Source organism: Roseovarius sp. BRH_c41, assembly GCF_000961715.1.
Taxonomy (GTDB): Bacteria; Pseudomonadota; Alphaproteobacteria; order Rhodobacterales; family Rhodobacteraceae; genus Roseovarius.
In genome coordinates, this window is the sequence record NZ_LADY01000065.1 from 132784 (window position 1) to 152148 (window position 19365).

At 59.9% G+C, this 19365-nt stretch carries 14 protein-coding genes; 4 read left to right on the top strand and 10 right to left on the bottom strand.

Going from position 1 to position 19365, the window contains the following annotated elements; translation table 11 throughout:
- Positions 1-19: 19 nt before the first annotated feature.
- The 8 genes from VR71_RS22270 to VR71_RS22305 all read right to left on the bottom strand — a co-directional run bounded on the left by VR71_RS22270 (position 20) and on the right by VR71_RS22305 (position 9115).
- Positions 20-1141 carry a flagellar basal body P-ring protein FlgI gene (locus VR71_RS22270; RefSeq protein ID WP_045686541.1) on the bottom strand — a complete coding sequence of 374 codons (1122 nt, stop codon included), beginning with the start codon at positions 1139-1141 and terminating at the stop codon, positions 20-22.
- Positions 1138-2148: a flagellin gene (locus VR71_RS22275; RefSeq protein WP_045686542.1), complete on the bottom strand. Its 1011-nt coding sequence runs from the start codon at positions 2146-2148 to the stop codon at positions 1138-1140. The genes VR71_RS22270 and VR71_RS22275 overlap by 4 nt, the downstream gene beginning before the upstream one ends.
- A 2-nt stretch (positions 2149-2150) precedes the next feature.
- Positions 2151-3599, bottom strand: a complete 1449-nt coding sequence (gene flgK / locus VR71_RS22280) for a flagellar hook-associated protein FlgK (RefSeq protein ID WP_045686543.1) — start codon at positions 3597-3599, stop codon at positions 2151-2153.
- 33 nt (positions 3600-3632) lie between these two features.
- Positions 3633-4934: a flagellar hook protein FlgE gene (locus VR71_RS22285; protein WP_296430767.1), complete on the bottom strand. Its 1302-nt coding sequence runs from the start codon at positions 4932-4934 to the stop codon at positions 3633-3635.
- 87 nt (positions 4935-5021) lie between these two features.
- Positions 5022-5885, bottom strand: a complete 864-nt coding sequence (locus tag VR71_RS22290) for a flagellar motor protein MotB (RefSeq protein ID WP_045686544.1) — start codon at positions 5883-5885, stop codon at positions 5022-5024.
- Between the two features lie 91 nt (positions 5886-5976).
- Entirely contained in the window at positions 5977-7377 is a 1401-nt protein-coding gene (locus VR71_RS22295) for a TRAP transporter large permease (protein ID WP_045686545.1), read from the bottom strand.
- Between the two features lie 12 nt (positions 7378-7389).
- A complete protein-coding gene (locus tag VR71_RS22300; protein ID WP_045686546.1) occupies positions 7390-8022 on the bottom strand; it encodes a TRAP transporter small permease subunit in 633 nt (210 codons plus the stop codon).
- Positions 8023-8095: 73 nt separating this feature from the next.
- Positions 8096-9115 carry a C4-dicarboxylate TRAP transporter substrate-binding protein gene (locus tag VR71_RS22305; RefSeq protein ID WP_045686547.1) on the bottom strand — a complete coding sequence of 340 codons (1020 nt, stop codon included), beginning with the start codon at positions 9113-9115 and terminating at the stop codon, positions 8096-8098.
- A 488-nt stretch (positions 9116-9603) separates the two neighbouring features.
- Between VR71_RS22305 and VR71_RS22310 the strand changes: the two genes are divergently transcribed.
- Together VR71_RS22310 and VR71_RS22315 are read left to right on the top strand one after the other, a co-directional pair.
- Positions 9604-10827, top strand: coding sequence for a multidrug effflux MFS transporter (locus VR71_RS22310; protein ID WP_045686548.1), 1224 nt, complete (start codon positions 9604-9606; stop codon positions 10825-10827).
- Positions 10828-10963: 136 nt separating this feature from the next.
- Positions 10964-13168 (top strand): NADP-dependent isocitrate dehydrogenase, encoded by a 2205-nt coding sequence (locus VR71_RS22315; protein ID WP_045686549.1) that lies wholly within the window; start codon positions 10964-10966, stop codon positions 13166-13168.
- 36 nt (positions 13169-13204) lie between these two features.
- On the opposite strand, the gene VR71_RS22320 is transcribed toward VR71_RS22315, so the two are convergent.
- Positions 13205-15157, bottom strand: a complete 1953-nt coding sequence (locus tag VR71_RS22320) for a lytic transglycosylase domain-containing protein (protein WP_045686550.1) — start codon at positions 15155-15157, stop codon at positions 13205-13207.
- Positions 15158-15308: 151 nt separating this feature from the next.
- Between VR71_RS22320 and dapA the strand changes: the two genes are divergently transcribed.
- Positions 15309-16184, top strand: a complete 876-nt coding sequence (gene dapA / locus VR71_RS22325) for a 4-hydroxy-tetrahydrodipicolinate synthase (RefSeq protein WP_040650438.1) — start codon at positions 15309-15311, stop codon at positions 16182-16184.
- A 50-nt stretch (positions 16185-16234) separates the two neighbouring features.
- On the opposite strand, the gene VR71_RS22330 is transcribed toward dapA, so the two are convergent.
- Positions 16235-17281: a cytochrome-c peroxidase gene (locus tag VR71_RS22330; RefSeq protein WP_040650437.1), complete on the bottom strand. Its 1047-nt coding sequence runs from the start codon at positions 17279-17281 to the stop codon at positions 16235-16237.
- 294 nt (positions 17282-17575) lie between these two features.
- On the opposite strand from VR71_RS22330, the gene VR71_RS22335 reads away from it, so the two are divergent.
- Positions 17576-19282 (top strand): bifunctional sulfate adenylyltransferase/adenylylsulfate kinase, encoded by a 1707-nt coding sequence (locus tag VR71_RS22335; RefSeq protein ID WP_009817138.1) that lies wholly within the window; start codon positions 17576-17578, stop codon positions 19280-19282.
- Positions 19283-19365: the final 83 nt, after the last annotated feature.

The window sequence follows — 19365 nt, forward strand, 5'->3', positions numbered from 1 at the left end:
AAAGTGGCGCGCACGGCATTCATCGCACCACGAACTCGGCGTGCAGGGCACCCGCGGCCTTGATGCTCTTGAGGATGTCAATCATGTCCCGGGGGGCCACTCCGAGCGCGTTCAATCCAGCTATCACGTCTGAGAGAGAGGTGCCTGGCTCCAATTCGGCCATCCCAATGCCCGGCTCCTTCTCGAACTCGGCCTGCGTGCGCGGGACCACAACAGTCTCGCCTTGGGCGAATGGGTTGGGCTGCACCACCAGGGGTGTTTCCTGAACTCGCAAAGTCAGGTTGCCTTGGGAAACGGCCACCCGCGAAATGCGCACGTCCTGCCCCATCACGATCGTGCCGGAGCGTTGATCGACAACCACCCGCGCCTTGCGCTCTGGCTCGACCAAGATATTCTCGATTTGGCCAAGCGCATGAGCAGGCGACGCCGCGCGCATCCTGGACAGGGTCAGGCGCACTGTTCCAGAGTCAAGCATGATGGCTGCATGGCGTCCAATCGTTCCGTTGATCGCGCTCTCAATCCGCGCGGCAGTGGTGAAGTCCGGCTCTCGCAGCGCAAGGCGGATCGTTTCAATCGTTGTAAAGTCAAAGTCGATCTCACGCTCGACCCGCGCGCCGGACGGGATGACCCCTGCTGTCGGAACGCCTTGTACGACCCCCCCGGCCTCTCCTTCGGCAGAGAAACCGCCAGCAATGATTGTGCCTTGGGCCACCGCATAAATCTGACCATCGGCCGCATTGAGGGGCGTCATCACCAAGGTTCCACCCAAAAGGCTCTTGGCGTCACCGATTGCCGAAACTGTCACATCAATTTGGCCTCCTGCACGCGCAAACGGGGGCAGTTCCGCCGTGACAAATACCGCTGCGACATTTTTTGGCCGGAACTGTTCCCCTGACACGTTGATCCCGAGACGCTCAAGGATGTTGGACATGATTTCTTCGGTGAAGGGGGCGTTGCGCAATCCGTCCCCTGTTCCGTTGAGCCCGACGACCAAACCGTAGCCCACAAGGTCATTGCCGCGCACACCATCGAATTCGACCAAGTCCTTGATCCGGATTGGGCTGGCGTCAACGGAGCCGACGGAGCCGACGCACGCGGCAACGCCAAGAACGATACACAAGATCAAGGATTGAACGTTCATGACAGGAAATTCAGAAGGTTGAGTCGAGCGGTTCGCGCCGTGAGGGTGTAGAGCGTTTCCAACTGGAACTGCACTTGCTCGAGCTCAACGGCCGCCTCGAATGGATCAGAAGAGACCAGTCCAGAACGTGCAATCTCGAACCCGCTTATTTCTGCAGAGATGCGCGAGGCGGATTGATCAATCCGAGCCTCCGCCAGACCAAGATTGGCTCGCAGGGTCGTCAATGCATCCTGATGCTCGATCAAGGCGAAACCGGCACCGGCCGCCAGATCAAGACGGTCTGCCTCCGTGAGAGGCAAGCCGGCATCATTGCTGACAGCTATCAATGCCAGATGTTTCAACGCATCTCGCAACGCGGGATCATCGGCGCGAATATCCAGAGCGACGGATTCGCCAGACCCGAGTTGATATGGGGAGATCCCAGTCGTGCCGCCCTGATAGATCGCGGTCTGAAATCCGCCCGACATTCCGTCAAAGAAGGCATCGAGCCGCACTTGGACCTCTGATCGGGTGGCGGCACCAATAAGCGTGCTGCGCAGAGTTGAGAGCAGTGTTTCGCTAGAGCCCAAAGGTGCCCGCTCAGTCCGAGCCCCAGCAAACAGCGCCCGACCAGAGACATCGCTGTTCAGCGCTCCGATCACGGACCCAAGGGTCAGATTGGCACTGACAACGACATTGGACAATTGGAGCGTCGTCCCGGCCGTGCCGAGCGTGATAGCCTGCGTGGCCAGATCGGTTGTTGCCGTCTGTACCCGGTCAAGCGCGCTCTGCATGATGCTCGTATCTGTCGCCGCCTCGCGCGCGGCTGTGCGATGTGCGGATAAGAGCACCAACTCATGTTCAACATCGGCCAAGGGTAACAAATTGCCCGCGAGGTGCTGACCGAGATCCGCCACCCGACCGCTGCTGAGCTCCAGGGTCAAGCGGTCCACCTGTTGCCGCAAGTCTACGCCCTGACGGCGGAGCGCAAAGGATTGGGCAAGGTCACCGATGGTTTGAAAGGTCATGGTCAGATCCTCAAAAGGGTGTCGAGCATATCATCAATGGTCTGGATCATGCGGGCGTTGGCACCAAACGCCTGTTCCACCAAGAGCAAGCGTTGCAGCTCCGCGTCGCTATCGACACCATTGGCCAATTCCAACGTCCGAAACTCGGTGGCCTGTCCTGTGGCAAAGCTCTGGACCTGCTCCGCCGCCACCCGTGCTTGAGAGAGACCCGAAATCAATGTCGCCGCATGCCCAGCCGCAGAGCGCGCGCCGCTGCCCAAAGCGCCCGAAGACAAGGGGCTTGTGTCAGTCAGCGCACGGGTCAATGTGACAAGCAAACTTCCGTCGCCCGGTGGCCCGGCACTTTGGGCCGCCACCCCGTCGCGGATCCTGAAGAGATCCCCCCCACGCAGAGGATCAACTGCCTGATTTACGCCAATGCGCCTCGCAATGCCTGATTCATTCTGAGCCTCAAACAGGTCGCCCGCATCAGTGAAGAGACCAGCGTCCCCCGCCCCGCGTGTGGGGTCCAAGCCGGATTGCTGAAACCGCTCAACCAGATCGCGCGCAATGGCATCGAGATCCGCAGTCGTGTCAACCGAGGTCCGATCGCGGATATCGAATAGCGCCCCAAGGCGCCCACCCTGCAAAGGCCCCCGGTCACTGCCGGTGGGAACCGCCGTACCGTCAATTGCGATTCCTGAGAGAAGACCGTTTTCAAGGGTCATATGCGCGGCAACCATGGGCGCGCCATCAAAGGAGAGTGTTACCGCCCGCCCGTCGAGCAACAGCCCTCCAGCGGTTGTTACCAGCGCCACAGCCCCATTGTCACGGGGCACCTGCCGAAGCGGAAGAATCTCAGCCAAGGAATAGATCACACTTTGCCGCTGATCCTCGAGTGTGGCCGTGTCAGTTCCGCGCGTCAGGTTGGTCGCAATTTGAATGTTGAGTGCAACCACCTGTTGGAGACCGGAGTTCAACGCAACTACAGTTTCAGCGATGTCGCGATCCGCGGCACTGCGCAAGCGCGCAATTTCGGTTGCGGCGTCATTGAGGTGAGTACCGAGCGCCTGAGCCTCGCGCAGAACCGCCTGCAAACGGTTCGGATCCTCGGGGCGTGTGCTGGCCGTCACGAGCGCGGCTTCGAGCGCGGCAAATCGACCTGTTAGGGATTGCGCCGACTCTGGCGTACCAATGACCTGCTCCACAGCTGATGCAAAGGCCACACCGACCTCGGAGGCGGCCTGCGCTGCATCCGCGATACGCCGATCAGATAGCAGACCGAGATCGATTTGTCGCGACACAGCCTCGACACGCACACCACGGCTGTCGCGGGTCGAGGTGAGTGCTATTTCTCTTGGCGCAAACCCTTCGGTGAGCGCGTTGGCGAGATTGCCAGACACAACATCTAGAGTGCGCGTATTGGCAGCCAGCCCACTGAGCGCGCTTGACAGAGCGGAACTAAGCGACATGATGCCTCCTTTGCTTGGCGGTCAAGGACGTGATCAACGGATGATGTTGGTGGTTTCTTGCAACATTTCATCAACGGTCTGAATGACCTTGGCATTCGATGAATAGGCGCGCTGCGTCTGGATCATATCCGTCAATTCACGCGCAACATCTGTGGCGGATTCTTGACGGGCAAAGGCCACGATATCACCAGTCGGCCCGTCGCCCGCGTCCCAAAGAAAGAACGATCCGCTGTCGGGCGAGGGCTGATAGGTCTGTTGATCCATCGACACCATACCGTTGGGGTTCGGCAGATCCACCAGCGGCACCTGATAGATGATCCGACTGACCCCTGTATCAAACGAGGCGCGGACAAAGCCATTCGCGTCCACTTCTGCCGAGGTCATGTTACCCACGGGGGAGCCGTCTTTGGCAATCGACAGCGGAGCAAAGCTGTCGGACAATTGGCTCAGGCCATCGGACGTGCCGGGACGCCCGATATTGATTTCGATTGGACCGCCTGCCACATCGACGATGATTGTCCCGGTTGTTGGGTCAAATGCACCCCCTGTGACGGTCTGGACGTCGAGCAGGGTGCCACCCGTCTCTCGTGCATCATCAAAGGTCAGAACATACTCTCCGATCAGCGCATTGCCCTGAGCCGAGTCCGTCAAGATTACGGTCCATTCATTCGACAGACCGACGGTTGCGACCGTCGGCACGAACTGGAGCGAGATATTCTCTGAGGTTCCGAGATTGTCGAAATACTCTATCGAAAGCTGCTGCGGATCGCCGATACTGTCAAATCTGGTGTCGGTTGCTGGCAGGTTGATGCCAAGTTTGATGGAGGTGGTCGGTTCACCAGTCAGTTGATTGACATTGATTTGAACCGGCTCCAACCCACCGCTCGTGTCGCGCGAGAACTCTGGGATCGTTCCATCCGGATTGGCGGGCCACCCCAGCAGCACAAGACCAGACTCGGTCACCAGCCGCCCCTGTGAGTCCGTCCTGAACGAGCCGGTCGTAGTCAAGAGCATCTGAGGATCGCCATTTGACACCGTGAGATCAGTCACCCGCGCAACCGGAAGGAAGCCACGGTCGCGCACTGCGAGATCGGTTGGATTCGACGAGCTGACAATTGAGCCGCCCTGATCAATCAGGCGCTGTGTGCTGGCACGGACGCCACCGGCGGAATAGCTCCCGCCGCGTCCGGATATGACCAAGGATTCGAAATCCGCCTCAACCCGGCGATATCCAAAAGTCGATGAGTTGGCGATATTGTCCGAAATCGTGGCGAGCCGCGTGGCATTCGCGTTCAAGCCGGCGACACTGGCATTCAAAGAGGAAGAAATTGTCATGGATACGCCCTTATGCTGCATCAACCAACCTTGGGACACAGGCATACGCGCGTAACTTTAACAGTCCGCTAATGGATAAAATTCTCGCTAGTTCAGGGTTGGATCGGATCGCAGCAAGATCATCTCCAGCCGATTATTTCGCAAATCCATGGGATCAAGGACAGCGGATGTACGGTCTGCATGCCCTGTTATACGACGCATCCGCTTAGCCGAAAGCCCCTCGGCTTCCAGCATCTGGCGAAACTGATTGGCACGGCTACTGGACAAATCCCAAACCGGATTTCTCGCAAGCGTAATGGGTTGCGCACGGGTATGGCCCGCCAAGGCAACATCATTCACCACCAGATTTGCGGCAGAGGCCAGAAGCGCCGTGAGGTCCTTTAGCAAGGGTGTCGCGACAACCCCATCCACTTCGAAAAGCTGTGCTTGGGGCAGATCAAAGATTTCAATCACCAATCCTTCATCCGTGAGACGTGTCACGATATGGCGCAGGGTTTCGTCTGCGACCAAACTCTCGCCACTGCCCCCCCTCAGCATGTCCTCAATGGCGGCGAATGCTTCTGCCTCGACCTGTGCCCCGGCAGAAAGACTGCCTTTCTCAATTGCCACATTCTCACCATTGGCCTGGCGGTTGGACGTTGCCAAGCGCTGCGAAGCGCCCGTGCCATTCTGCACCAGCGTATCTTCGGAGAACACGCTGTCCCCACCAAAAGCGCCATCCCCGCCACCGGAGATTCGGTTGATCGGCACGCTCGGGCTGAAGTAGTCCGAAATACCCTTGCGTTGTTGTTCCGTTGTCGCGTTCAACAGCCACATCAGCAGGAAAAAAGCCATCATTGCCGTGACGAAGTCAGCATACGCCACCTTCCAGGCACCACCATGATGCCCGCCACCGCCCACGATCTTCTTCCGTTTGATGATAACTGGCGCGGCATTGCTATGCGCGCTCATTCTCACCACCTTTGTACTCACCCGTCCCAAGGGCTAGCACACCGATGCTTAGCAGGCTGTTAACATGTCAACTTGTCGGCATTTACCGGCGTCAGACCTGCGCCGGCAACCACAGGACAATCGCCGGAAAGGCAACCAAAAGGCCAATTGTAACAGCGTCAGCGACAAAGAATGGCGTCACGCCCTTAAAGACATCTTGCACACTGATATCGTCTCGGACGCCCGCCACGACAAAGCAATTGAGACCGATCGGAGGTGTGATCAGGCAGAACTCTGCCATCTTGACCACCAGAATGCCAAACCAGATTGCGCACATCTGTCCGTTCATCCCGAAGGCACTGTCGGCAGCACTCACCCCGACCCCGCCATTCAATGCCATGACTGCGGGATAGACCACCGGCAAGGTCAAGAGCAGCATGCCGATGGCATCCATGAACATACCCAAAACCGCATAGGCCAAAAGAATGCAAATCAGGATCAACATCGGTGACATGGTCAATGACGTGATCCAATCGGCAAATGCGCTCGGCAGGTCGGCAAAACCCAGAAACCGCACATAGATCAGAACGCCCCAGATGATCGAGAAAATCATCACGCTCAGCTTGGCCGTTTCAAGCAGGGCATCCTTCAACTCAGGCCAGCGCATACCGCGGTAAAGCGCAACCAGAAAGACCAGAAAGGCCCCGATTGCCCCGCCTTCGGTGGGTGTGCCCCACGCATCACCTCCGAAGGGATTGTAGACAAAGAACACAATGGTCACGACCACGAAGACAATGGGCAGCGCAGGGGGCAGAGAAACGAACCGTTCGCGCCACGTAAACCCGCTTACGGGCGGTCCAAATCCTTTGATCGTCATCGCCAATCCGATGATCAAAACCACATAAACAATGGCCGAGAACATGCCGGGCACAAACCCGGCCAAAAGGAGTTTGCCCACGTCCTGCTCGACGATGATGGCATAAATCACAAGCAGAGCAGATGGCGGAATGAGACTGGCCAAGGTGCCAGATGCCGCGACAACGCCCGCTGCAAAGCGCTTGTCATACCCGATCTTGAGCATCTCGGGGATCGCGATGCGAGCAAAGACCGCCGCGGTCGCCACGCTCGCGCCAGAGACGGCGGCAAAACCTGCAGTCGCGAAGACGGTCGAGACAGCAAGCCCGCCAGGCACCCACGCCACCCAACGCTTTGCGGCCTCGAACAGCGCCTGTGTCAGGCCAGCGTAGTAGGCTAGGTAGCCAATCAGGATAAAGGTTGGAATGAGGCTGAGCGCCTGAGAGCTGACCTTGGAGTGGGGCACCTGCCCTGCGGTTTTGACCGCGACGGTCACCGCCCATAGGAATTGATCGCCATCGTAGCCTTTTTTGGACCAAAAGATCCAAATCAGCCCGACAACACCGGCCAGCGCCGCAGCAAAAGCCACCCGCATGCCCAGAACCACGACGACCAGCATGATGCCGGTGACGGCGATTCCAATTTCGATGGGCTCCATCAGATGCGTCCCTTATGTGTCATGGCCGGTAAGTTGCGCGGCCTCTCTTGCGGCTTGGGTGGCCACATCTTCAATTAATGGCACCGCCACAGGCTGTTCGGTGCCGGAGACAAAGGCCCGACCATAACCCCAGAGTTGAAGCCCCAGCCGAATGGACAGCACCGCAAAGGCAATCGGCGCAAGGATTTTGGCAGGCCAGATCGGCAGACCGATATCAATCGTACTGTCGCGGCTCCACATGGGGGCACCCCAGTCAAAACTGCGCTGGAAGTGCGCCCAGGTGCCCCAGACCAGCAAAAGCATCACGATCAAAACTATAAGCGTCGTGACAAACTCAACCAGCCACAACACCCGCCCTTTGAGAAGGCTGACCACAATGTCCATTCGGATGTGCCCGCCGTCGCGTTGCGTGTAAGCCACGCCCATGAAGGCAATGAGCGGCATGATCTGTTCAATCCAGTCCACATATCCCGGGACGGGCTGATTAAAGAAATTACGCCCGCTAACAGAAATGACCGCAAGCACCATGATGGAAAAAACCGCTAGTCCGCTCAGCAATGCGAGCAGGCGCTCTAGCTTGTAAAGACGCCGGTCAAGATAGCTAAGAAGGCTGTTGTCGGACAGAACCGATGCCGCACCCGCCATGGGTTTTCTCCCTGTTGTTTCAGGATGGAAACGGCCCGCCACGCATCCAGCGCAGCGAGCCGGCGTTATTGGCTCAGGAGCCGCCCTTGATTTCAGTCAGTTTGGCCGTGACGAAATCGTAAAGTTCCTGTGCAGGAAGGTCGCGGGCAGCATTCTCCTCGATCCAGCTTGTCGCCGCTGGACCGGCCGCTGTTTCCTTGAACGCATCAAGCGAAGCCTGATCAAAGCTGACCGAGGTAATGCCGCGCTCTTCCAGAGCCGGACCCCAGGCTTTCATGGTTTCGTTTTGATAATAATCAATATAATAGGCCAAGGCTTCGTCGATAGATCCAAGCAAAGCCTCACGCTCAGCGTCCGTCAGTGCGTCGAGCGCATCGGTATTGGCCACCACGGGGCAATTCACCGTGCCGGGGTTCAGGTTGGCGGTCCACCACTTGGCGCTTTCGATGGTGCCAAAGGACATGTGCGCATGCGGTGCGAAGCTCACGGCTTTGACAACACCGCTGTCCATGGCTTGACGCACTTCGGTGGCTGACATTGAGGTTGGAACCGCCCCGACAGCCTGCATGGCCGCGCCAATCCCGCCAAGGGCGCGTACGCTCATGCCCTTGAAATCCTCTGGGCTGTCAGGCACGTCGCCTGATCCCACAAAGTTGTATTGCGGCATTGGCGTGGGCATCAGAAGCGTTGCATTCCAACGCGCCAGATCGGCCTTGACCGCGGGATGGTCATAGAGAGCCTGCGACAGTGCGGTTTCCTGTTCGAGCGTCTCGACGCCCAGGAATGGCAGTTCCAACACCGTCAGGGATGGGTTCTTATCGGCATGATATCCTGCGCAGAACTGCGCCATCTCGAAGGCTCCGATCGAGATTCCATCGAGGTTCTCTTTCTCGTTCGACAGACCTCCATAGCTGATATTCATGGTAAATTCGCCGTTTGTCTTGGCGCTTACCAGTTCTGCCAGCTTTTCCACATGTTCAGTGAAGGCGCGGCGTTTGCCCCAGACGGACACGTTCCATTCGGTTGCCACTGCCTCTCCGGCGAAGGCAAGGCTGAGGGCGGCTACAGCGGTGTAGCTCAGGTATGTCTTCATGGATATTCCTCCCAATGTTTTCTTGTTTGATTGGAGTTACCAAGGAAATACCGGCCAACTTTGCGTTGAAAAACCGCCATTCCTCTATGGAAACCCAGTCGTGTTCTGCGAGAACACACCAGTAGCGTCCTTTTGTCCAGCCCAAGCTTCTTGAAACGGAACCCTCGACAAGCCGGGAAAAGAGGTCTGCTTTCGATTTGTGCGCTGACCGGAAATCGCGACCAGAAAAGCCAGGCGCGGCGTGGCGACTTTACGGATGTGCGGTGGCAGCGTACGTTCGCGCAGGGCTTGGGTCGCGACGCGGTCGGGCCGCCGAAACCACCATCCGACGCGGGACTGAGCGCCAGCCTCCAAGGCCGCCCGCGATAGAATCGACCGAAATCTCGATCAATTCCTATTAAAAAACTCAACTATTAATCGAGCCGTGATCTGGTCACCCCCGCGATGGCGTGCTAAGCGCGAATTATCCGCGCGACGAAGGATGCCGCATGCCTGACCCTGTGCCCGCCCAACACCCCCTCTCTCGGACCGAGTTCATCGCGATGATGGCGATGATGGCTGCGGTGGTTGCGTTCTCCATTGATGCGATGCTGCCGGGTCTGCCGCATATCGCCGAGGCGTTGACGCCCGATGCCCCGAACCGGGCGCAGTTGATCATCACCGCCTTTCTGCTGGGTCTGGGGCTGGGAACATTTGTTTCGGGTCCGCTGTCGGATTCCTTTGGGCGCAAGCGGGTGATCCTGATCGGCGCGGCGATCTATGCAACAGGGGCCGCACTTGCGATGTTCGCGCCGAGTCTCGAGACCTTGCTGGCCGCGCGCGCGATTCAAGGCATAGGAGCGGCGGCGTTTCGCATCGTGTCCATCGCCATTATACGCGATCTCTATGCCGGGCGCGACATGGCGCGGCTGATGTCATTCGTGATGATGGTGTTTGCGCTGACGCCTGCGATGGCCCCGCTCATGGGGTCAGGCATCATCGTGCTGGCTGGGTGGCGCGGGGTATTTGCGGCCTTTGTAGTCTTTGCGCTGGTTCTGTCGCTCTGGATGGCGCTGCGCCTGCCTGAACCGCTGCCACCACATGCGCGCCGGGCATTTCGGGCGGCCCCCCTCTGGGCGGCGCTGCGCGAGGTTCTGGCGCATCCGGTAACGCGAATGGCGATTGTTGTGCAAATGCTCTGCATGACCACGCTTTTCACCTCGCTCAGCATGGTGCAGCCGGTGTTCGACGAAACATTCCATCGCGCCGCAAGTTTCCCCTACTGGTTTTTCCTGATGGCACTGATCGCAGGCTGTGGCAGCTTTCTGAATTCCCGCCTTGTAATGCGCCTTGGGGTGGAGCGGATGGTGAGCGCGGCGTTGGCCTCGCAAATCGCGCTTTCCATCGTGGCAATTGCGCTCTGGCAAATCGGCCTGCCGCCCGGTGCGCAATTCGCAACCTTTCTGATCTGGCAGACCAGCGTTTTCTTTCAGGCCGGGTTGACGCTTGGCAATCTCAATGCCTTGGCGATGGCCCCGATGGGTGCGATTGCAGGCATGGCCGCGAGCGTGACCGGCGCTGTGGCGACGGTGGGCAGTGTCGCCATCGCTGTTCCCATCGGGCAGCAGTTCGCAGGCACCCCGATGCCGGCGCATCTGGGGGTGCTGGGTGCCGTGCTCGTGGGCTTTGTCCTGATGCAGCGGCTACGGATGCGCACTGCGGAAATGGTGTGAGTCACTTTATTTTGTATACCGTCGCATACTATCTTTATCGCGCGCGAATTTTCCGCTAAGACAGCCTCAATCCAACGAGTCGCGCGCCTGCGCCGCAGGGCGACAGCGCGCATCCCCTGATCGGAAAGGATCCCAAATGGCCACGTCCAATACACCCGATATCATCTATACCAAGGTCGATGAGGCCCCCGAGCTTGCCAGTGCCTCGCTCTTGCCGATCGTCCAGCGCTTTGCGGCGGCTGCCGATGTCACGGTGGGCACCAAGGATATCTCGCTTGCGGGTCGTATCCTTGCCTCCTTTCCCGAGCATCTGACCGAAGAGCAACGTATCGCTGACGATCTGGCGGAATTGGGCGCGTTGGTAAAGACACCGACCGCCAATGTCATCAAGCTGCCGAATATCTCGGCCTCGGTGCCGCAGCTTCTGGCGGCGATCCGCGAATTGCAGGGGCAAGGCTATGCTATCCCCGATTACGTCGAAGACCCTCAGACCGATGCCGAAAAATCCGCGCGCGCCCGGTATGATGCGCTCAAGGGCTCTGCCGTGAACCCGGTGCTGCGCGAGGGCAATTCCGACCGCCGCGCCGCCACTGCCGTCAAGAAATACGCCCAAGCCAATCCGCATCGCATGGGCGATTGGTCCGCCGACAGCAAGACGCGCGTGGCCGCGATGGCCGATGGCGATTTCTTCTCGAACGAGAAATCCGCAACCCTGCCGCAGGCGGCCAAGGCCAAGATCGTGCTGGAAACCGCCAATGGCGAGACCGTGCTCAAGGATGGGCTGAGCTATCCGGCCGGAACCGTGGTTGATGCCACCTATATGAGCGCTGCCGCATTGGACGCCTTTCTTGCCGAGGAAGTCGCGCGGACCAAGGCCGAAGGCGTGCTCTTTTCGATCCACCTCAAGGCCACGATGATGAAGGTTTCGGACCCGATCATCTTTGGTCATGCGGTCAAGGTCTTTCTTGCCCCGGTGTTCGAAGAGTTCGGCGATGAGATGACCGCATTGGGCGTAAACCCCAATTCCGGGCTGGGTGATCTCTTGGCCCGGGTCAAGGACAACACCAAGATCATGGCGGCGATTGACGCCTGCATGGCCGCGCGCCCGCCGCTCTATATGGTGGACAGTGGCAAGGGGATCACCAACCTGCATGTGCCGTCAGACGTGATCATCGACGCCTCGATGCCTGCGCTCATTCGTGCCGGTGGCAAGGGCTGGGGCCCGGACAATCAGGAACATGACGCGGTTTGCGTCATTCCCGACAATGCCTATGCGCCGGTCTATGACGAGGCGGTCAAATTCTTCAAGGAGAACGGCAAGCTGAACCCCGCCACCGCTGGCACGGTGCAGAACATCGGCCTGATGGCGCAGAAAGCGGAGGAATACGGCAGCCACCCGACCACATTCGAGATCCCGCAGGCAGGCACCGTCAAGATGATCCTTGAGGATGGCACCGTGCTGCATCAGCAAAGCGTTGAAGCGGGCGATATCTGGCGCTCTGCCTCGGCGCGCAAGGCCCCGATCGAGGATTGGGTCAATCTGGCCATCGAGCGTCAGAAAGCGACGGGTTATCGGTCGATTTTCTGGCTGGATGCGGCGCGCGCGCATGATGCGGAGTTGATCGCGATGGTGAAACCGATCCTTGAGGCACGCGGTGTCTCTGACAAGTTCGAGATCATGGCTCCGCGCGAGGCAACCCGCGCCTCTTTGGAAACCATCACCAAGGGCGAGAACAGCATTGCCATCACCGGCAACGTGCTGCGCGACTACCTGACGGACCTGTTTCCGATCCTCGAACTGGCCACCAGCGCCAAGATGCTGTCGATCGTCAAGCTGATGCAGGGCGGTGGCATGTTCGAAACCGGGGCCGGTGGTTCTGCACCCAAGCATGTGCAGCAATTGCAGTCGGAAAATCACCTGCGGTGGGACAGCCTGGGCGAGTTCTGCGCGCTTGGGGAGAGCCTCAAGTTTCTGGCGGAAACCAATGGCAATGATCGCGCCCGCGTCTTGGGCGAGGCGGTCGAGGCCGCGACCCAAGGCATTCTGGATCACGACCGCTCGCCCAGCCGCAAGGTCGGAGAGCCGGACAACCGCGACAGCCACTACTGGTTTGCCCGCTATTGGGCCGAGGCGCTGGTGGCGCAGGGTGAGGATGCCGCGCTGGCGGCAGAATTTGCCCCGGTGGCAGAGGCACTGGCCGAGAATGAGGCCAAGATCGTTGGAGAACTGGCCGCAGCCCAAGGCAAGCCTGCCGATATCGGCGGCTATTACCACGCCGATCCGGCCAAGCTGGCGGCGGTGATGCGCCCGAGTGCGACGCTGAACGCGATCATCGGCTGAAAGACACGGACCGCGCGGCCCCTCTGGTCGCGCGGCCTATTCTCCGACCGGGGCCACGCTGTTGCCTGCCAGTTCCTGGGAAAACGGGCGCGGCAGCGGGTCTTTGCCCAGACGGGCGCGATAGGCGGGCAGGCTCTCGGCCACGCGCATCACATAGTTCTGCGTCTCGCGGAAGGGGATGTGCTCGATCCAGTCGACGATGGCGTGGGTCCCGCGTCCACGCGGATCGCCATACTCTGTGACCCATTGCGCGGCGCGGCCCGGACCGGCGTTATAGCCGACTGACACCAGCACGATATTGCCGCCAAAGCGCGCGCCCAAGCCCGCCAGATAGGCCGATCCAAGCCGCGCGTTATAGACCCAATCATTCAGCACATCTGAGGGCACATAGAGCAGGCCCAGATCGCGGGCCATGTCGCGCGCTGTGCCGGGCATGAGCTGCATCAGCCCCTGCGCGCCCGCGCCGCTGACAACAACATGGTTGAATTCGCTCTCGCGCCGGGCGATGGCGAGGGCCAGTTCCATCGGCGTTGGCAGTTCCATCTGGGACATCGGATGCAAGGCGTAATAGGGGCGTTCCACGATCACCCCACGCTCTGCCGCTGTTTTGCCCAGCATCACCTGAAGATGCGGTTGGTCAAGGTCTTCCAGCATATGGCCCATCTGCATGAGGCCGGTGCGATCCTGTGCATCCGCCAGATGCAGGAAAAACCGCCGCGCGAGGCCCAGATCACCCATGCGCAGGGCAAGTGTGCCGATTTCGTGCAGGTCGGTTTGGGCAAACGGAGCACTGCGCCAGTCGGGCGTGGCCTCGTTCCCCGCGAGGCGCAGATCAAACGGCAATCCGCCCGCCTCAGCGGCCAATAGCCCATAAAAGCTGGTCTGATAGTCGGCCCCTTCGGCATAGGCCAGTTGCGCCGCCTCGGGATCGCCCAGCGCCTCTTGGGTGCGGCCAATCCAGTAGCCTGCGCGCCCCAGCGAAATCGGCGTGGCGACGGCGGCGCGGAAGCGTTGGAAATGGTCGAGCGCAAGGTCAGGTGCCTTGAGATAGGTCAGCGCCAGATAGCCCGACAGCCATTCGAGATCGGCGTAATTCGACCCCTCGACCAGTTGATGCACAGACGCGAGGTCATAGGCCAGTTGGACATCGCCCGCGCGCATGCTCTGGCGGGCCAAGGCGCGCCGCCAACTGGCCCAGCGCTCGGGGTCGCCCAGCCCGGCCTTGATGCGGCTCTGGCGTAAGAGAACGGCGATGGCGTCCTCGGGCGCGTTGCTCAGGTGACGGGTAAAGAGCTCATAGGCGATACCGGGATTGCGGGCCTCGGCCTCGGTCAAACCCTTGCCACCGTCGCGTTTCACGGTTTCGCGCAGTTTGGCCAAACGGCGCGCCTGTTCAGAGACCAGAGGCAGCATATCGGTCACGTCGCCCAAGCCGCGCCAGAGCGCCATCTCCAATCTGGCCTCATGATGCGGGGTCAGGAGCGGGCCGAACTCGCGCAGGAAATCCTCATGTTCGGCGCGGCTCAGGTCCAGCGTGCGCCAGGCCAGCACAAGGCTGATCTCGGCCTCTCCCTGTCGCCCGCGCGCCTGAAGCGCATGCGCGAGGTTAAGCGCGCCGGTGCCGGTCTGGGGCAGATACCCGTCATAGAAGGCCAGAACGTCATCAAAATCGGCACGGGTCATCGGTTCTTCGCTCTGCTGACGCAGATGATCGAGACCGGGCCAATGGGCGTTGCGGTCGAGAAAATCGAGGATCGCGCGCGGGTCGCCCAACCCGGCCCGCAGGCGGTGCCATTCGATCAGATCGGCAGCGGCGGCCCCGTCACGACGGGCCAATCGCGCGGCCACCTCCCATCGCCCCGCCTGCATGGCGTCGAGTGCATTGGCAAGCGGACGCGGGGCCAGCCGTGGCACATCGGTCGCATGTGCCGCCGAAACCGGCAGACTCAGCCCCAAAACCATGATCAGCGCGCGCAACATCTCTTGCATTTCCTGCTTTTGCGAAGGATAGACAACGCCAGCCTAAGCGGCCCGCGCGCCCGCGTCCATTCACGATGCAGGTTGCAATGTGCGGTCTCCCGCCGATGGCCCGAAATCCAAGCGGGTCCAACCCACCCAAGTCAGACAAGAGGAGCGTGTCATGTTCAGAGGATCTTTTCCTGCCCTGGTCACGCCGTTCAAGAACGGCGCAGTGGATGTGGAAACGCTCAAGAAACTGGTGGAGTGGCATATCGGTGAGGGCAGTCATGGCCTTGTGCCGGTGGGCACGACCGGCGAAAGCCCGACGCTCACCCATCAGGAACATGAGATGGTGGTCGAAGAGGTGGTGCGTGCCGCTGCGGGCCGGATTCCGGTGATTGCGGGCGCAGGCAGCAACAACACCCTCGAGGGAATCAGGTTGATGCAGCACGCCCACAAGGTCGGGGCGGATGCCGCATTGGTCGTCACACCCTATTACAACAAGCCAACGCAAGCCGGGTTGATCGCGCATTTCACCGCGCTGCACGATTGCTGCGACCTGCCGATCATCATCTACAATATTCCGGGTCGCTCGGTCGTGGATATGGCGCCTGATACGATGGGCAAGCTGGCGCAATTGCCGCGCATTGTGGGGGTCAAGGACGCGACAGGCGATCTGGCACGAGTTTCTGCACAGCGGATCACCTGCGGCAAGGATTTCATCCAGATTTCCGGCGAGGATGCGACCGCCCACGGGTTCAACGCCCAAGGCGGGGTTGGGGTGATTTCCGTCACCGCCAATGTCGCGCCCAAGCTGGTGGCGCAGGTGCAAGAGGCGACGCTGGCCGGTGATTATGCCAAGGCGCTGGAATTGCAGGACCGTCTGATGCCGCTGCATCGCGCGATCTTTGTCGAGCCGGGGCTGGTGGGCGTGAAATACGCGATGTCGCGGCTGGGTCTGTGCAGTGAAGAGGTCCGTTCGCCCCTGGTGGGGCTGAGTGATCCGGTGAAGGCGCTGGTCGAGGATGGCATGCGCCATGCGGGGCTGATCAACTAACGCCCATTCGGGCAAAGCGGGAGGCCGGATTGGCCCCCCGCCTTCTTGGCTTATTGCACTTCACCCGTTGGGCGCGGGGTTGTCAGCGTCTCGGTGGGCAGAACCGGGTAGGTCACCTCTGGCATCTTGCCGGTCAATGCGCCTAGGAAGGCCACGATCTGATCGGCCTCGGCGTCGTTGATTTCCTCGCCCAATTGCGACGTCCCCATGATCTGCACCGCAACCTTGAGATCCCAGACCTTGCCCGAGTGGAAATAGGGTGCGGTCTGGTCGATATTGCGCAGGGGTGCGGCGCGGAATACATAGGAATCGTCTGCGGTTTCGGTCACGGCAAACCGGCCACGGTCATCAGGCGGCAGCACGTCAGCGCCGGGCTTCTCGATCAGACCAAAGGGAAAATAGCCGTTTCCGCCAAGGTTGATGCCGTTGTGGCAAGACGAACAGCCCTTGTCCATGAAGAGTGCAAGACCAGCCGTTTGGTCGTCATTCAGGGCCGCATCATCGCCATTCAGAAAGGCGTCAAAGGGTGACGGCGTGATCAACGTCGCCTCATAGGCCTCGATTGCCTTGGCGAAATTGTCAAAGCTGACAGGGCTTTGCTCACCGGGAAAAGAGGCGGTGAACCAGTCAATGTACTGCGGCATCGACGTAAGCGTTGCAACCACGTTGTCTGGCGTATTGGCCATTTCGACACCCGCCTGAACCGGGCCTTTGGCCTGTTCGGCAAGGTCAGCGGCGCGGCCATCCCAGAATTGCGCCTCATTGAACACGGCGTTCAGCACGGTCGGCGAATTGCGTGGACCTTTTTGCCAAGCATGCCCGATCGATGTCTCCATATTATCATCGCCGCCCGTGGCGAGGTTGTGACAAGAATTGCAGGAAAACACGCCCGAGGCCGACATACGCGGATCAAAGAACAACGCTTTGCCGAGGTCGATCTTCTCATCGGTAATCACGTTGTCATTCAGGGCCGGGATGGTTGACGGCAAAGGCGAGAAAAGCTCCTGCGCGCGCTCGCGTAGTTCCGAGGCAGCAACGCCCTGCGCGAAAGCTAGGGCAGAAATCGTGCCCAAGAGGAATTTAAGAGAAGGTGTCATGGACTAGCTCCTAAGCGGGAATGAAACGCGCGTTTGGAACCATTCTAAATCGGGCGATGACAGCGCGGATTGATCTACCGCAAACGGCCACGCACTTGTCAGGGACGTTCGCCGAAACTATGCAATTAGAACCCAAATATTCGCAATCGGCACCTTTTCGCGTCATTTTTGCCTCAAATGCATGTGCAATGCCGCTATGCCTTGATTCCGGGCACAATCTGGGGCTAAGCCGCGCGGCAATATGTTGCCTGACGCGACATCGTTGAAATCCGTAACTTGCCCGAGGCCCCCCCGATGCAACAGCCAAACCTAGCCCCCGTTCCAGAGCTCTATGTTTCATATGAGAGCGCGCAGAAACTCAAGGTGGAGGCGGCCAATCTGACAAGCTGGGATCTGACGCCGCGTCAGATCTGCGATCTGGAATTGCTGATGAATGGCGGTTTCAACCCGCTCAAGGGATTCATGAGCGAAGCCGATTACGACGGTGTGGTCGAGACCATGCGGCTGGCCGATGGGGGGCTTTGGCCGATGCCGATCACGCTCGATGTGAACGAAAAGTTCGCCGAGGCGCTGGAGATCGGGCAAGACATCGCGCTGCGTGATCAGGAAGGCGTTATTCTGGCGACGATGACCGTCACCGACCGCTGGACGCCCAACAAGGCGCGCGAGGCCGAGAAAGTATTCGGCGCGGATGATCTGGCGCATCCGGCAGTGAACTATCTGCATCACACGGCGGGCAAGATTTATCTGGGCGGGCCTGTGACCGGCATTCAGCAGCCGGTGCATTACGATTTCCGGGGGCGCCGCGACACGCCCAACGAATTGCGCGCGCTGTTCCGCAAGCTGGGCTGGCGGCGCGTTGTGGCGTTCCAGACCCGCAATCCGCTGCACCGCGCGCACCAAGAGCTGACATTCCGCGCCGCCAAGGAGGCGCAGGCCAACCTGCTGATTCATCCCGTCGTGGGCATGACCAAGCCGGGCGATGTGGATCATTTCACCCGCGTGCGCTGCTACGAGGCGGTGCTGGATAAATATCCGGGTGCGACCACCACGATGAGCCTGCTCAATCTGGCGATGCGTATGGCGGGCCCGCGCGAGGCCGTCTGGCACGGCCTGATCCGCAAGAACCACGGCTGCACGCATTTCATCGTCGGGCGCGATCACGCCGGTCCGGGCAAGAACTCTGCCGGGCAGGATTTCTATGGTCCCTATGACGCGCAGGAGCTGTTCAAGCAGTATCAGGATGAAATCGGTCTCGAGATGGTCGATTTCAAACATATGGTCTATGTGCAGGAGAAGGCGCAGTATTACCCGATTTCCGAAGTGCCGGAGGGGGCCACGGTCCTCGACATTTCAGGCACCGAACTGCGCCGGCGTTTGGCGGAAGGGTTGGAGATTCCGGAATGGTTCTCATTCCCCGAAGTGGTGCGCGAATTGCGCCGCACCCGTCCGCCGCGGTCCAAGCAGGGCTTTACCGTGTTTTTCACCGGCTTTTCCGGCTCGGGCAAATCCACAATTGCCAATGCTCTGATGGTCAAGCTGATGGAGATGGGGGGGCGTCCTGTGACCTTGCTCGATGGCGATATCGTGCGGAAGAACCTCAGTTCTGAACTGGGTTTCTCCAAGGAACACCGCGACCTCAACATTCGCCGTATCGGCTATGTCGCATCCGAGATCACCAAGAATGGCGGTATTGCGATCTGTGCGCCGATTGCGCCCTATGCCACCACACGCCGCGCGGTGCGCGAGGATGTCGAGCAGTTCGGCGCGTTCATCGAGGTGCATGTGTCCACGAGTCTTGAGGAATGCGAACGGCGCGACCGCAAGGGTCTCTATAAGCTGGCGCGTGAAGGCAAGATCAAGGAATTCACCGGGATTTCCGATCCCTATGACGTGCCCGAGAAGCCGGAGTTGCGCGTCGAGACCGAGAATGTCGATGTCGACAATTGCGCCCATCAGGTCATTCTCAAGCTGGAGAGCCTTGGCCTGATCGCCGGGTGATATGGCTGAGTTGAGATCGAAAGGGCCGTCCCGGTGTGGGCGGCCTTTTTTCTATCAGGCGCTAGCGAGCGTAGCCTCTGCCG